The organism is Streptomyces tirandamycinicus, from assembly GCF_003097515.1.
GTDB lineage: Bacteria > Actinomycetota > Actinomycetes > Streptomycetales > Streptomycetaceae > Streptomyces > Streptomyces tirandamycinicus.
The window spans coordinates 6,663,987-6,677,687 of sequence record NZ_CP029188.1; the positions used below are offsets into that span (position 1 = coordinate 6,663,987).

General features: G+C 73.3%; 15 protein-coding genes. 13 read left to right on the plus strand and 2 right to left on the minus strand.

Going from position 1 to position 13,701, the window contains the following annotated elements:
- Positions 1–166 precede the first annotated feature (166 nt).
- Positions 167–2,731, plus strand: a complete 2,565-nt coding sequence (locus tag DDW44_RS28775; protein WP_108908311.1) for a SpoIIE family protein phosphatase — start codon at positions 167–169, stop codon at positions 2,729–2,731.
- 350 nt (positions 2,732–3,081) lie between these two features.
- Here DDW44_RS28775 and DDW44_RS28780 read toward each other — a convergent pair whose 3' ends face one another.
- A complete protein-coding gene (locus DDW44_RS28780) occupies positions 3,082–3,393 on the minus strand; it encodes a DUF4235 domain-containing protein (RefSeq protein WP_018890449.1) in 312 nt (103 codons plus the stop codon).
- A 779-nt stretch (positions 3,394–4,172) separates the two neighbouring features.
- Here DDW44_RS28780 and DDW44_RS28785 point away from each other — a divergent pair.
- From DDW44_RS28785 to DDW44_RS28805, 4 genes are all read left to right on the plus strand, one after another.
- Positions 4,173–4,532, plus strand: a complete 360-nt coding sequence (locus DDW44_RS28785; RefSeq protein ID WP_108908312.1) for a DUF6479 family protein — start codon at positions 4,173–4,175, stop codon at positions 4,530–4,532.
- Between the two features lie 338 nt (positions 4,533–4,870).
- Complete coding sequence (locus tag DDW44_RS28795) at positions 4,871–6,412, plus strand: FAD-dependent oxidoreductase (RefSeq protein ID WP_108908314.1); 1,542 nt, start codon at positions 4,871–4,873, stop codon at positions 6,410–6,412.
- Positions 6,413–6,667: 255 nt separating this feature from the next.
- Positions 6,668–7,042: an STAS domain-containing protein gene (locus DDW44_RS28800; RefSeq protein ID WP_027734707.1), complete on the plus strand. Its 375-nt coding sequence runs from the start codon at positions 6,668–6,670 to the stop codon at positions 7,040–7,042.
- Between the two features lie 29 nt (positions 7,043–7,071).
- Entirely contained in the window at positions 7,072–8,172 is a 1,101-nt protein-coding gene (locus tag DDW44_RS28805; RefSeq protein WP_108908315.1) for a glutamate--cysteine ligase 2, read from the plus strand.
- Positions 8,173–8,372: 200 nt separating this feature from the next.
- Here DDW44_RS28805 and DDW44_RS28810 read toward each other — a convergent pair whose 3' ends face one another.
- The gene (locus DDW44_RS28810; RefSeq protein ID WP_026281752.1) at positions 8,373–8,588 is read right to left on the minus strand and encodes a CsbD family protein; all 216 of its coding nucleotides are present in this window, start codon (positions 8,586–8,588) and stop codon (positions 8,373–8,375) included.
- A 404-nt stretch (positions 8,589–8,992) separates the two neighbouring features.
- On the opposite strand from DDW44_RS28810, the gene DDW44_RS28815 reads away from it, so the two are divergent.
- From DDW44_RS28815 to DDW44_RS28850, 8 genes are all read left to right on the plus strand, one after another.
- Positions 8,993–9,301: a gas vesicle protein GvpO gene (locus tag DDW44_RS28815; protein ID WP_018890454.1), complete on the plus strand. Its 309-nt coding sequence runs from the start codon at positions 8,993–8,995 to the stop codon at positions 9,299–9,301.
- A 150-nt stretch (positions 9,302–9,451) separates the two neighbouring features.
- Complete coding sequence (locus DDW44_RS28820; protein WP_017948566.1) at positions 9,452–9,874, plus strand: gas vesicle structural protein GvpA; 423 nt, start codon at positions 9,452–9,454, stop codon at positions 9,872–9,874.
- Positions 9,871–10,587: a GvpL/GvpF family gas vesicle protein gene (locus DDW44_RS28825; RefSeq protein ID WP_018890455.1), complete on the plus strand. Its 717-nt coding sequence runs from the start codon at positions 9,871–9,873 to the stop codon at positions 10,585–10,587. Before DDW44_RS28820 ends, DDW44_RS28825 begins: the two co-directional genes overlap by 4 nt.
- Positions 10,588–10,593: 6 nt before the next feature.
- On the plus strand, positions 10,594–10,830 hold the full coding sequence (locus DDW44_RS28830) for a gas vesicle protein GvpG (protein ID WP_017948568.1): 237 nt from the start codon (positions 10,594–10,596) through the stop codon (positions 10,828–10,830).
- Positions 10,831–10,849: 19 nt separating this feature from the next.
- On the plus strand, positions 10,850–11,668 hold the full coding sequence (locus tag DDW44_RS28835) for a hypothetical protein (RefSeq protein WP_108908316.1): 819 nt from the start codon (positions 10,850–10,852) through the stop codon (positions 11,666–11,668).
- Entirely contained in the window at positions 11,661–12,485 is an 825-nt protein-coding gene (locus DDW44_RS28840; protein WP_108908317.1) for an SRPBCC family protein, read from the plus strand. Before DDW44_RS28835 ends, DDW44_RS28840 begins: the two co-directional genes overlap by 8 nt.
- Complete coding sequence (locus tag DDW44_RS28845) at positions 12,482–12,796, plus strand: gas vesicle protein (RefSeq protein WP_018890458.1); 315 nt, start codon at positions 12,482–12,484, stop codon at positions 12,794–12,796. Before DDW44_RS28840 ends, DDW44_RS28845 begins: the two co-directional genes overlap by 4 nt.
- Entirely contained in the window at positions 12,793–13,668 is an 876-nt protein-coding gene (locus DDW44_RS28850) for a GvpL/GvpF family gas vesicle protein (protein ID WP_108908318.1), read from the plus strand. Before DDW44_RS28845 ends, DDW44_RS28850 begins: the two co-directional genes overlap by 4 nt.
- The last annotated feature ends 33 nt before the right edge of the window (positions 13,669–13,701 follow it).

Below are 13,701 nucleotides of genomic sequence, written 5' to 3' on the forward strand. Positions count from 1 at the left end.
GTACCGCGGCAGTGCGCCGCTGCGCCCGCGGCTCCGCCGGAGTGCCCCGAGCTGTCCGCGCTACCGCCGGAGTGCTCCGTAGCGTGCGCGGCACCGCGGCGGCCGCCCCCTGCCCGAGTACGCACCGCCTTCCTCACCGCCCCCACCCCGAGGAGTCCGCAGCGCCATGAGCCGAATCGAGCCCGCCGGGAACCCGCCAGGTGACGAAGCGCTGCTCGACGCCGGGTCCGAGCCGTCGGCCGGCCCCGGCGCGCCGCCGGCGACCGCACCGGGCCCGGCACCCGGGCCCGCGCAGCGCCCGCTGCCCGCGGTGACGGCGACCCCCGGCACAGCGCCCGCCCGCACCGGGCCGGCCGGCGCACCGGACCGCACTTCCAGCGTCGGCCGGCTGGCCGCCACCGTGGAACGGCTCCGCGAGGAGATCCGGGCCGCGCACGCGGCCGCCGACGGACGCGCCCTGATCGAGCTCGCCAAGGGCGTTCTGATCGAGAGGCTCGGCTGCGGACCCGCGCAGGCGGCAGCCCAGCTGACCGAACTCGCCGGGCAGGCAGGCCTGTCGCAGCTCGAGCTCGCGGCGGACATCATCAACCAGGCCGCCCGCGACGAGGTCGCCGACATCGCGAGCGAGTTCGTCCGGCGCGCCCACGGCGAACGCGCCCACGGCGAACCCGCCCACGGCGAACCCGACGAGGAGGGCCCCGGCAGCTCGGTCTCCGTACGGCTGCGAACGGCCGAGAGCGCCGCGCTGGCCTCCGGCGACACCCAGGCGGTCGCCGAGTCCCTGCTCCAGCACGCCCTCGCCCCGCTGGGCGCGACGGCCGCCGCCGTGTGGACGGCGGGCACGGACGGCTCCCTCTCGCTCAGCGGCCACGCCGGCTTCAGCCCGGACGAGGCGGCACGCTGGCGGTACGTGCCGCCCGGCGTGGCCACCGTCGCCCGCCAGGCGCTCTCCGAGCGGCGCCCGGTGCACATCCCCTCCCTCACCGGGGCGGGCGTACCGTCCATCGGCCACAGCAGGACCGCGGACGGCGGCCGGGTCGCCCTCCCGGCCGGAACCGGCGGCCGGATCCACGGAGTTCTGGAGATCTGCTGGCCGCACCTCCTCCCGCCCCGGTCTCCCGCCGTCGAGCGCCAGCTCGACGCCCTGGCCGAACTGTGCGCCCACACCCTGGAGAGCACCCCTGCCGACGCGTCCCCGCGGGCGCCGAGGGAGCCCACCGACGTGTCCGAACTCGTGGAGCTGGCCGAGGGGCTGCACGACCCGGCGCTCGTCCTCACCCCGCACCTCGACGCCCAGGGCCGTCTCACCGACTTCCGGGTCCGCCACGCCAACAGCCGCTTCCTCGACCCGGCCGGCCGCCCCCGCAGCGCCGTCAGCGGCGCCCTGCTGCTCGAGGCGTACCCGATGGCCGCCGGGGACAGCGACCTCTTCGACAAGGTCGAACGCGTCTACGCGACCGGTGAGCCGTTCCGGGCCAGGCGGATGACCCTCACCGCGCTGGTCGACCAGGTCCCCCTGGACACCCTCGCCGACCTCAGCATCAGCCGCCACGGCCACGCCCTGCTGCTCATCTGGCGCATCGAGGACGAGACCGCGCGCCTGGCCAGTCTGCTCCAGCACGCCCAGCGCCTCGGCCGCATCGGCGGCTTCGAGGAGAACCTGGTCAGCGGCGAGGTCACCTGGAACGGGCAGCTGTTCGCCCTGTACGGCCGCGCGGTCACCGACAGTCCCGTCCACCTGCAGGACCTCTCCGCCCACGCCCACCCCGACGACGCGGTCACCATCGGCCGCTTCCTCCAGGCGGTGCTGCACCACCGGCGGCCCGCCTCCACCGCGTTCCGCCTGCAGCGACCCGACGGCGTCACCCGGCACATCCGGGTCATCGCCGAGCCCGTCCTGGACGCCGAGCACCGGCTCATCGCCGTGCGCGGGGCCTACCAGGACATCTCCTCGCAGCACTGGACCGAGGTCGCGCTGGCCGCCACCCGCGACCAGCTGGAGCACACCGAGAAGGAGTCGGCCGAACGCAACCGGCTCGCCCTGCAGCTCCAGCACGCCATCATGCCCCCGAGCCGCGCGCCGCTCGACGCCCCCGGACTCGAGGTCGCCGTCCGCTACCGGCCGGCGGAGTCGGAGTCCCTGGTCGGCGGTGACTGGTACGACGCGGTCGTACTGCCGTCCAAGCGCATCCTGCTGTGCGTCGGCGACGTCGCGGGCCACGGCATCGAGGCGGCCACCGGCATGGTCGTCCTGCGCAACGCGGTACGCGGCCTCGCGGTCACCGGCGCGGGCCCGGCCCAGCTGCTGTCCTGGCTGAACATCGTGGCACACCACCTGACGGAGCACGTCACCGCCACCGCCGTCTGCGGCCTGTACGACCCGGAGACCCGCATGCTGCGCTGGGCCAGGGCGGGACATCTTCCCCCGGTGCTCGTCCGCGGTGCCGACGCCACCACCCTCCCCATGCCGGGCGGCCTGCTCCTCGGCGCTCTCGGCGACGCCCAGTACCAGGAGTCCGACGTGCAACTGGAGCCGGGCGACACGCTGCTGATGTACACCGACGGTCTCGTCGAGCGCCGGGACACGTCCGTCCACGACTCCCTGACGCAGCTGCTCGGCACGGCCAGGGCCGCGTCGGCGACCCTCGACCGGCGACTGGACCACATGCTCACCCACAGCAAGTCCGACACCGACGACGACACCTGCCTCATCGGCATACGGGTGCTCTGAGCCGGCGTCGCCGGCCGCCGCGGACCCGGGAGGCCGATCGGCCGCACCCGGGCGCCGCCGCCGGGCCGCCGGGCGTGCCGCCCCGGGGGAGGAGCGGGGCCGGGCGGGGGTGTGCGATGGCGGTCCCGGCGCACGACCCGGGCCCGGTGGGGCGGCCCGGGGCCCGGTGGGCGCGTGCCACCCGGGGTGGACCAGGGCGTACGCGTGAGGAGCAGGGCGTACGGGTGACGGCTCCGGTCCACCCGGGCAGGAGTGGCCGGCGCCGGTCCACCCTGGCAGGAGTGGCAGGCGCCGCGGCCGCGCGGTCCCGGGCTGATGTCGCGGCCGGGCGGGGTGGGCCGGCGGGCCGGTCAGTCCCTGCCGGACTTGTCGCCGCTGGGCCAGACGCCCGTGGCGCGGTGCACGGCCTTGGCACCGGACCGGTCGACCACGCTGCGTACGACGGCGAAGATGGCGCCCTGGACCGCCGCCGCGAGCAGGATCTCGCCCCACCTCCGGTCGGGGTCCAGGGCATCGGGTGCGTCGTCCTCGTGGCGCAGCACCTTCCACGCCTTCTGGAAGGCCAGCCCGGCGAGCGCGCCGCCGCCCCAGCCCAGGGCGAAGCCGACGGGCTTGTAGACGAGCGGAACCTTGCCTTTCCGCTTCAGCTTCATCTTGCTCATGCGTCCCCCTTCACCGTTCCCTTGTGTGCACGGGCCGTCGTTCTGCGTGAGGCCGCACACGGTATCCCGCTCGTACGGGCGTTTCGTGTTGGCGCGTGCCCCCTGCGGCACCGTGTACACCTGACGGCACCCCGGCCACCGCCTCCGCCGCCGCGGCTCCGCCCTCCCGCCGTCCGAGGCGGACACCGCCTGGGAAAGGGTCGCCCACCACCTGGTGTCCCTCACGCGCCTCCTCGCCGACGCCCGCCGACGCCCGCCGACGACGCCCCGTCCCTGCGCCCGCCCCGTGCCGACGCGCTGGATTCCCTGGGTGAGGTGCTGCGCGGTGCTGCCGATGCCGCCGGGCTGCCGGCGGGGCCTGCGACCGTACCGGCGCTCCGGCCCCACGAGCGGTGCGGTACCCCGGAGCGTCGCGCAGAGGCGCTGTCGGAAGCCTGTCACGCGCACCGTCGGCTGAAGGCCCGGGTCGTCAGCGAGGACCAGGAGACCGCAACCTCTCCGGGTGCCGTCGTCGCGGAGACCCGGCAGCTCCTGTGCGCCCTTGAACCGGGGGAGCTCGGCACTGACGGTCTCCGCTCGGACAAAGGCGGCATGTGTGTCCAATGATGTCCGGGGCACACGGATGGCTGAAGGCCGGGGCACCGACCCGCAGGCGCGTGCAGGTGTCTTCCGGTACCCGCACGGCCCTGAGGTACCCGAGGTGCCCGAGGTGCCCGTAGGCGGGCCGGCCCAGGTGCCGGCCCTGCCCAGCCGAACGACCCCCAGCAGAAGGCGGAGCGATGAATCCACTGTTGTTCTTCAGCCAGGACTCCCTCGCCACCGAAGCCGCGAGCAACCCGGTTCTGGGCGGTATCGGCCCGTTCCTCGTCGGAATCGTGATCGCTGCGGTGCTTGTCGGCGTCGTCCCGTGGGCGATCCGGCGCCACAGGACACAGCCGCGACGGCCGCGACCGTCCGAGCAGCCCGTGCGTCCGGCCGGACGCACGCACATCGCGGAGCACCGGGAACCCGACGGTGAGAGTTTCCCGGACGACGGGTCCCGGCTCAGCCCGCATCAGCTCAAGTCCCACAGTTCGCATCCCGGCCCCGGGGGACGCCGCCCCAGGGAGGAACAGGGCGGCGGCTCCTCCGGCGGATGACCGGAACCGGCCCCGGTACCACCGCCGGGGCACGACCCCCGGGACTGAACGCGAGGAGGCACTCACCTCGTGAACCGCACACAGCGGCAGTCCGGCAACGCGGGCACAGTGGAGGAACTGGTCGAGAGGGAGGTCCGGGAAGCGGAAACCGACGTGACCGAACGCGACCGGGCACGGCGAGGCGATGCCCTCACCCCGGACGAAGAGGCCCAGGAGGAAGCACAAGGCCACGTCCGGGACCGCCGGCGGCGCACGGTGCACCCACCGAATGCCGTCAGTCCTCCCCTCGAGACGCCTCCCCGCGGCGGCCGCCGCCCTTCCCGATGAGGAGCGCACCGATGGCGATCTCCGAGCGTCCGTCCGGCTCACTGTGGACGGAATTCGATCCGGGCCCCGAGTACCCGCCCCTGCACGAGGACATCCGCGTCGACGTCGCCGTGGTGGGCGGCGGCATCGCCGGAATCTGTGCCGCCTGGGAGCTGGCCCGCGCGGGCCGGCAGGTGGCGCTCGTGGAGGCCGACCGCATCGCCAGGGGCGTCACCGGCCACACGTCGGCAAAGGTGTCGGCGCTGCAGGGTACGGCGTACAGCCGCATCCGCTCGTCGCGCGGCGCCGACGCCGCGCGACTCTACGCCGCGTCACAGGCCGACGCGGTACGCCATGTGGTGGAGGTGAGCCGGGAGCTCGGTGTCGACTGCGATCTGGAGCGGGTGCCCGCCTACACATACGTGTCCGATGCGGCGAGATCCGAGGACATCCGGAGTGAAGCGGTGGCGGCGGCGGAAGCCGGGCTGGCGGTGTCGTTCCTCGAGAACACAGACCTGCCCGTCCCGGCGGCTGCCGCGGTACGCCTCGACGACCAGGTGCAGTTCCATCCGCGGAAGTACCTGCTGGCGCTCGCGAGCGACTTCGTGGAGCGCGGTGGCACGATCGTCGAACGCACCCGTGTCACCGGGCTCGACGAGGGCGACCCGTGCCGCCTGACCACGACCGCGGGCAGGACCGTGGAGGCGCGGCACGTGGTGGTCTGCACGCACTACCCGATCTTCGACCGGGCGTTGCTGTTCACCCGTCTGGCGCCGATCCGCGAGATCGTTGTGGCCGGCCCGCTGCCGCCCGGCTGCGGGGAACCGGCCGGCATGCTCCTGACCGAGGACGAAGGCACCCGCTCGGTGCGCACCGCTCCCCGCGGCAGCCGGGGCCGCATGCTCATCGTCACCGGGGAGAAGTTCACCCCCGGTGGGAACGACGGCGCTTCCACCGCCGGCTTCGACCGCCTGGAGCGCTGGGCTCAGGAGCACTTCGAGGGTTTCACCGCCACCCGTCGGTGGGCGGCGCAGGACACCTTCTCCACCGACCACGTGCCCTACGTGGGCCGGCTGCACCCCCTGACCCGCCGGGTCCACGTCGCCACCGGTTTCGGCGGATGGGGCATGAGCGGGGGAGTGATGGCGAGCCGGCTGCTCACCGAGCGGATCACCGGCGGCTCCTCGCCCTGGGCCGACCTCTACGACCCCGTGAGGCTGCGCCCCCACGACGCTCCGAAGGCCGTCAAACTGTGGGCGAAGACGGCCGCCCACCTGGTGGCCGACCGGTTGCCCGGCGGTCGCGCCGCCTCCGTGGACGACATCCCGCCCGGCGGCGGTGCGGTGGTGCGCGGTCCGCACGGCGGCCTGCACGCCGTGTACCGGGACGCGTCCGGCTCCCTGCGCCGGCTCTCTGCCCGCTGCACCCATCTCGGCTGCATCGTGCACTTCAACGAGGCCGAGACGACATGGGAGTGCCCGTGTCACGGCTCGCGCTTCGACGTGGACGGCAACCTGCTCCAGGGGCCGGCCGTCCGTCCGCTCGAACAGCTGGCCGGTGACGACACGGGGTGAGGCTCCCGGGCTTCGGCGCCGCCGTGCGGATCGGCGGGCATGGTCCGGGTGGCCGCCCACCGGGACGCAGATCATCCAGATGGCGAGAGGACGCGGGCTCATGCGAACCGGACGACGAACCCGCCCCGACCGCCGACCAGCTGGTGCGTCGTCAGCGGCCGCGGCGCCCTGCGGGCTCCGCGCGACCGCCGGAGGGAGCACAGGCGGACACGCGTTCGTCTGGAAGTCGGCCGACGAGTTTGCTAGACGTGGGGGATGCATGAACGTGACCGCACCTCATCGGCCCCGGGTACCGCGCTCGGCGTCCTCAGCTGCAGCCAGCGAGGCAACGCCTGGGTCATCACACTGGGCGGCGACCTCGGGCCGGACGCGCTGGCAGGCGTGTCCCGGCGGCTTGACCGCGTACTCGACGAAGGCCGCGCGATCGTGATGGACACGAAGTCGGTCACCTCCGCCGATCCGGCCATGCTCACCCTCCTCATGAAGCTCCAGGAGGAGGCCTCGCTCTATGTGGCCGCTCCCTCGCCGCCCGTGCGTGAGCTGCTGGCGAGGCCTGGCCCCCATACCTCCGTCCGTACGGTCACCTCGCTCGGGGAGGCCCTGGACGCGATCGGCGCCGGGACCGCCTGAGCGGGGCCCGGGCGGCAGGGGCGCTAGTCGTGCGCAGCGTGGGAGTGGAGGAGGAACTCCTCCTGGTGGACGCGGAGACCGGGGAACCCCGCGCCGTGTCGGCGGCCGTTCTCGACACGGCCGCCAGGGAGACCGCGGGCGAGGAGAACGTCTTCGAGTCGGAGCTGCAGCGCGAGCAGGTGGAGTTCGCGACCCTGCCCCAGACCCGGATGGAGGAGCTCGCGGCCGAGATTCGGCGGAACCGGGCCGAGGCGGCGCGGCACGCCGGGGACGCGGGGGCCGTCGTCGCGGCACTCGCCACGTCTCCCCTTCCGGTCAGCCCCTCGATCGCCGTGGGCAGGCGGTACCACTGGATGGCCGAGCGCTTCGGGCTCACCCTGCAGGAGCAGCTCAGCTGCGGGTGCCATGTGCACGTCTCCGTCGATTCGGACGAGGAGGGCGTCGCGGTACTGGACCGCATCCGGCCCTGGCTCGCGGTCCTTCTGGCACTGAGCGCCAACTCCCCCTTCTGGCAGGGCCAGGACAGCTGCTACAGCAGCTATCGCAGCCGGGTGTGGGGACGATGGCCGTCCGCCGGCCCCACGGGGATCTTCGGTTCGGCGGCTCGATACCACCAGCAGGTGCGCGACATGGTCGGCACCGGTGTCCTCAGGGACGAGGGCATGGTCTACTTCGACGCCCGGCTGTCGCACCGATACCCCACGGTCGAGATCCGGGTCGCCGACGTCTGCCTGGACCCGGACGCGACGGTGCTCCACGCCATCCTCGTCCGCGGGCTGGTGGAGACGGCCGTCCGGCAGTGGCGGGCGGGAGAGCCCCCGGCGCGACACGGCGAGTCCGTCTTGCGACTGGCCGCGTGGCAGGCCGCCCGCTACGGGCTCCAAGCACGGCTCCTCCACCCCGCGACGATGCGCCCGGCGCCCGCGGGGCCCGTGGTGCGCGCCCTCTTCGACCATGTACGCGACGCTTTGGACGATCACGGGGACACGCAACCGGCTCAGGACGTGCTGGAGCGTCTGCTGAGGGGCGGCAACGGAGCGGCCGTTCAGCGAGCGATCCTGGAGCGAAGCGGCAGTATGCGGAACGTCGTCACCGAGTGCGCGCGCCTGACCCATGGCAGCTGCGCCTGATCAGCAGCCCGTGGCCTCCTCGGCGAGCCGCGTGATGGCGCCGCCAGGCCGGTCCGGTCCGACCGGGTCGGCTCCCTGCCCGGGGGCATGGAACGGCCCTTGCGTTTCGCCGGCCACGCGGCGACGGCAGGAAGGCGATGCGACCGGGTCCCGCAGCGCGAAGGTTCCCGCCGTCCCGGGACCCGACGAGGTGCAAGCCCTCACATGTTCTTGCGGGCCTTGCCCTTCAGTTCTTCCGCCGTGCCTCGGACCGTCTGCTCGACCTCGGCGGCCTTTTCCTTGCTCTTGCCCGCCACACGGTCGGAGGTGCCCTCGGCGCGGAGCTCCTCGTCGCCCGTGACCTTGCCGGCCTTCTGCTTGGCCTTGCCGACGGTCTCCTGGGCTTTGCCGCGGATCTTCTTTCCCTGGGCAGCCATGTGAGTCAGCTCCTCGATCATCCGGCGAGTGTTCCGGCTACGTCACTGCTGCTACCTCGCGCGATGCCCCTCAAACCTCATTTGGGGGATTCGCCCTCTTCGCGTGTTCCATCGCCTTCTGTCCCTCCTGTCTCCGTTTCCTCGCCCCCGCCCGCGACCGGCGCGGATGGCGCACCGGGCCCCGCCCCTCGCCTTGCGCATCCGCACGCGTGTCCGACGGGACTCCGGGTACGCGAGCGCCCATGACCCCCGACCCGTCCGACCGGACACCGCACGCCGCCCCGGCAGGAGCGTCGCTGAACCGGCACGAGCGGCCCCGGACCCGGTCCCGGGGGGAACATCCATGACGGATAGTCAGGTTTTTTCCGGCGGTACGCGGCAACCAGAGGGAGGACGAGGTCGCGATGACCAACTCAACCAGACAGTCCGGTGACGGTGACACCGGGGCGGACCGTCCTTCGAAGGCGATCGACGTCATGCGGGCGGCCCGCGACCAGCTCACCGAGTTCACCGGCATGCAGGTCGAGTCGGTGTCGTCCTTCGCACGGACGGACGACGGCTGGGAGCTCGCCGTAGAGGTGGTCGAGCTCGCCCGCATCCCCGACACGACCAGTCTGCTCGCGACCTACGAGGTCGCCCTGGACCTCGACGGCGAGCTGACCACGTACCGACGCGTCCGACGCTACGAGCGCGGGAGAGCGGACTCCTCCTGAGGGAACCGGGGTTCGGTCGGGTCGCCTCCGCAACCGCGAGTACGGACCCGCGCCCCCTGCTGGTGCGCCCCCGTACCTGCCGCGGGGCCATCCCCGGCGGCCCGGCCACCGGCGCACGGACCAGACGATCAGAAAGGGAGGACCGGAACCATGACGGTTGTTCCGGCACAACAGGGCCGCTCCGGCGGCGGCACCAGCGGACTCTACGACGTTCTCGAACTCGTCCTCGACCGGGGGCTCGTGATCGACGCCTTCGTGCGTGTGTCGCTGGTCGGCATCGAGATCCTGAAGATCGACGTGCGGGTCGTCGTGGCGAGCGTCGACACCTATCTGCGCTTCGCCGAGGCCTGCAACCGTCTCGACCTGGAAGCGGGCCGCAACGCCAGCCCCGGACTGCCCGAACTCGTCGGGGAGATAACCGAGTCCGGTGCCCGGGGCAAGTCCAAGGGGGCGCTCTCGGGAGCCGCCCAGACCATCTCCGAGGCCTTCGACAAGGCCCGTGAGGAGAGCGGTTCGGAGAGCAGGCCGCGCACCCGCCGCACCGCGTCGCGCAAGAAGGAGGAGCAGGAGTGAGTACGTACGTCTACGGCATCGCCCGCCGCTCGCACCCGGGCCCGGCAACCGAACTCGTCGGCGTCGGCGATCCGCCGCTCCCGGTACGCACCGTCGCCGGCGGCGATCTGATCGCCATCGTCAGCGACGCGCCGGAGAACCTGCGGCCCAAGCGCCGCGATCTGCTCGCCCACCAGAACGTCCTCGCCGAGGCCTCCGCGACCGGCGCCGTGCTGCCGATGCGCTTCGGCGGGGTGTCACCCGACGACGACGCGGTGAAGGCGGTCCTCGCCGAACGCGCGGAGCACTTCGAGCAGCGGCTCACCGCACTGGACGGCAAGGTCGAGTACAACGTCAAGGCCTCGCACGACGAGGAGGCCGTACTGCACCTCATCCTCGCGGAGGACTCCGGCCTGCGCGCGATGAGCGAGGCCAACAAGGCGGCCGGCGGCGGGACGCAGGAGCAGAAGATCCACCTCGGTGAGCGGATCGTGGCCGCCGTGCAGCAGCGGGAGCGGATCGACGCCGAAGTCGTCCACCGCGAACTCACGGCCCTGGCGGATTCGCTGAGCGTGGGCCCGGATTCCACGGGCTGGCTGGCGAACATCTCCTGCCTGGTCGCGCGGGACGACGCGGACGCGTTCGTCGCGGCCGTCGACAGGCTCGCCAAGGACAACCCGCACCTTTCGCTGCAGCTCAACGGCCCGCTGCCCCCGTACAGCTTCGTGGAGTGAACCTCCATGGGACTGCTGGGCGAGTTGCTGCTCCTGCCCGCGGCGCCGGTCCGGGGCACCTTCTGGGTGCTCCGGCAGGTCGCCGACGAGGCGGAGCGGCGGTACTACGACCCTTCCACGATCCGGCGCGAACTCGCACAGCTGGAGCGTCGGTTGGAGGCGGGCGAGATCAGCGAGGAGGAGTTCGACCGGTGCGAGGACGAACTCCTCGACCGGCTGGAGAAGGCGGCGGGGGCGTCATGAGCAGAGGGACGGCGGCACGATGAACAACGGGCTCGCAGTGGGGCTCGCGGTCGGCGCGGGCTATGTGCTGGGGCGGACCAGGAAGGCGAGGCTCGCGGTGGCCGTCGGCACCGTGGTGGTGTGCAGGCGGCTCGGCCTCGGTCCACGCGCGCTGGCCGGGGTGATCTCCCATCCCTTCCGGAGCAATACGCAGTTCAAGGAGATCGGCGACCAACTGCGCGAGGACTTGAGGGGTGTCGGCGGCGCGGCGGTCGGCGCCGTCGTCAACCGCCGGCTCACCGTGCTGGCGGACGGTCTGCGCGAGCGCACACTCGATGTCCGGGACCGGGTGTACGGGGCCGACCGCCGGCTTGGTCCCGGGGAGCGCCGCGACCCGGACGAGGACGTCGACGGCGGCTTCGAAGGCGAACTCAAGGACGACTTCGACGACGACCCTGACGGCGACCTCGACGGGGAGTTCGACGAGGCGGTCGAGTCCGACGAGGACGAGGACGTGGACCTGGACCTGGACGGCGACGAGGACGAGGTCGCGGAGGCGGACCGGGATCCGGACGCGGACCCGGACGCCGGGAAGTCCATGGCCTCGACGGGGGACGGCACCGCGGCCGACAAGATGTCCCCCGTGACGGCAGCGAAGAAGTCCGCCGCCAAGAGGACCACCGCCAGGAAGACGACGGCCAAGAAGTCCGCGGCGAAGAAGGCGACGGCCAAGAGGACCACGTCCGGACAATCCTCCTCCGGCAGGTCGGCGCCCTCCCGGAAGAGGACGCCGCGGGCGAAGCGCACCACCGCGGCTCCGAAGAGTGCCGCCGCACGGGAGGGCCGCTCCGATGGCTGACGCGAGAGGCACCGGAGGCCTGCTCTCGGCCGTGGACCCGGAGGCGGTAGCGCGGGTGAAGGACGAACTCCGCGACTACGCCGTAGCCCGCACCGAGTACCTGCTCTCCTCCCTGGGCCGGAGGCTCGGCGAGGCCGTGGTCACGCTGCAGGACATCGCGGAAGGCCGCAGCCCCGGCTTCGCGGGGCTCGCCCTCGACGGCGCACGCAGGCTCTCGCAGGGCAGGACCCCCGTGCGCGCGGTGTTGGAGACGGCCGGCTCCCGCCTGAGGCAGGGCATCGCCGACCGTGTCGCGAGAGGCGTGCCCCGCGCCGGAGGCGACCGCGGCCCCGTCGTCGTGGTGGAGTCCGTCGACGTCGGCGTGCCCGTGTCCCGGGCCTACGACCTGTGGTCTCGTCACGACCCCCTGTCGGCCTTCGCGACGGGGGTCCGGGACGAGGAGGCGTCGGACGAGTCCGGTGTCGTCTGGAGCTCCCGGGGGTCGAAGGGGACCGTCGACGGCGTGGTGACGTTCCACGCCGTCGGGGACACGCTCACCCGGGTCCTGCTGGTCGCCGAGTACCACCCGCGGGGGCTGGGCGGGCGGGCAGGCGCCCTGCTGGGCGCGCCGGGCCGCCGGGCACGCCTCGACCTCACGGGCTTCGCCCGGCGTACCGCGATGGGGGAGCGGCGTCATCACGCCGGGCCCGATCCGGACCACGACGACCTGGCGGACCACGACGACCCGGCGGCCCGGGACGGGCACCGGACGGACGACCACCGGACGGACGACCACGAGACGGCCCGCGCCGAGGCCGGGACCGGAGGACACCCATGACCACCCCGAGCCGGTTCCCGGACCCCTACGGCTCCGGCGGATCGGGAGCCAATCTCGCCGACATCCTGGAGCGGGTGCTCGACAAGGGCATCGTCATCGCGGGCGACATCCGCATCAACCTGCTCGACATCGAACTGCTCACCATCAAGCTGCGTCTCGTCGTCGCCTCCGTAGAACGGGCGAAGGAGATGGGGATCGACTGGTGGGAGGACGACCCCTCCCTGTCGTCCGGAGCCCGCAGGCGCGAACTCGCCGATGAGAACGAGCGGCTGCGGCAGCGCATCGCGGCCCTGGAGGCGGATACCGCATGACCGAAGTGCGCTATGTGTACGCCGTGACCCGGCCCTTCGACGGTGCCGGCGCGACCCTGCACGCGGGACCGCGGGGCGTCGCCGGTGCCCCCGCGAGGCCGCTCGCACACGACGGGCTCCTCGCCGTACTGAGCGACGTGCCGGCCGAGGAGTTCTCCGACGCCGCGCTGCGCGCACGGCTGGAGGACCTCGACTGGCTCGCCGACACCGCGCGGGGCCACGACGCGGTGGTGAGCGCGCTGAACGCGGTCATCACGCCCCTGCCGCTGCGGCTGGTGACCGTGTGCCTGGACGACGACGGGGTCCGGAGGCTGCTGGACTCCGGCCGCGAAGAGTTCACCCGGGCCCTGGAACGGCTCGACGGACGGGTCGAATGGGGGGTCAAGGTCTACGCTCGGGCGAGCGAGGACCCGCCCGGGCCCCCGGGCGCCCGGGACGTCCGGGCCGATCGCGTCGCCCCCGTGGACGCCGGTCACCCCGGTGCCCGCGATGACGGCCGTCCGCAGGGTGGCCGCCCCGCCACCGGCCGTGACTACCTTAAGCAGCGGATGCGCCGCCGCGACGCCGCGGAGGGGGTCTGGGCGCAGGCCGACGCCGTCTCCCGCGCCTTGCACACGGAGCTCTCCCGGTACGCGGAGGCCGAGCGGGTGCACCGGCCCCAGGACCCGCGACTGCCGGGTGCGGCGCGCGGCAACGTCCTCAACGCCGCCTATCTGGTGCCGCGCGAGAACGGCGAGGCGTTCGCCGACCAGGTGCGGCGGCTGACGCCGCCCGGAACCGGCGTCCGCGTGGAGCTGACCGGGCCGTGGGCCCCGTACTCCTTCGCCGACACCACGGCCGTGCCGGGCATCGAGGGGGGCGGAGCGAAGTGACGTCCGCGGTGGAACCGGCCGGGCGCCGGGACG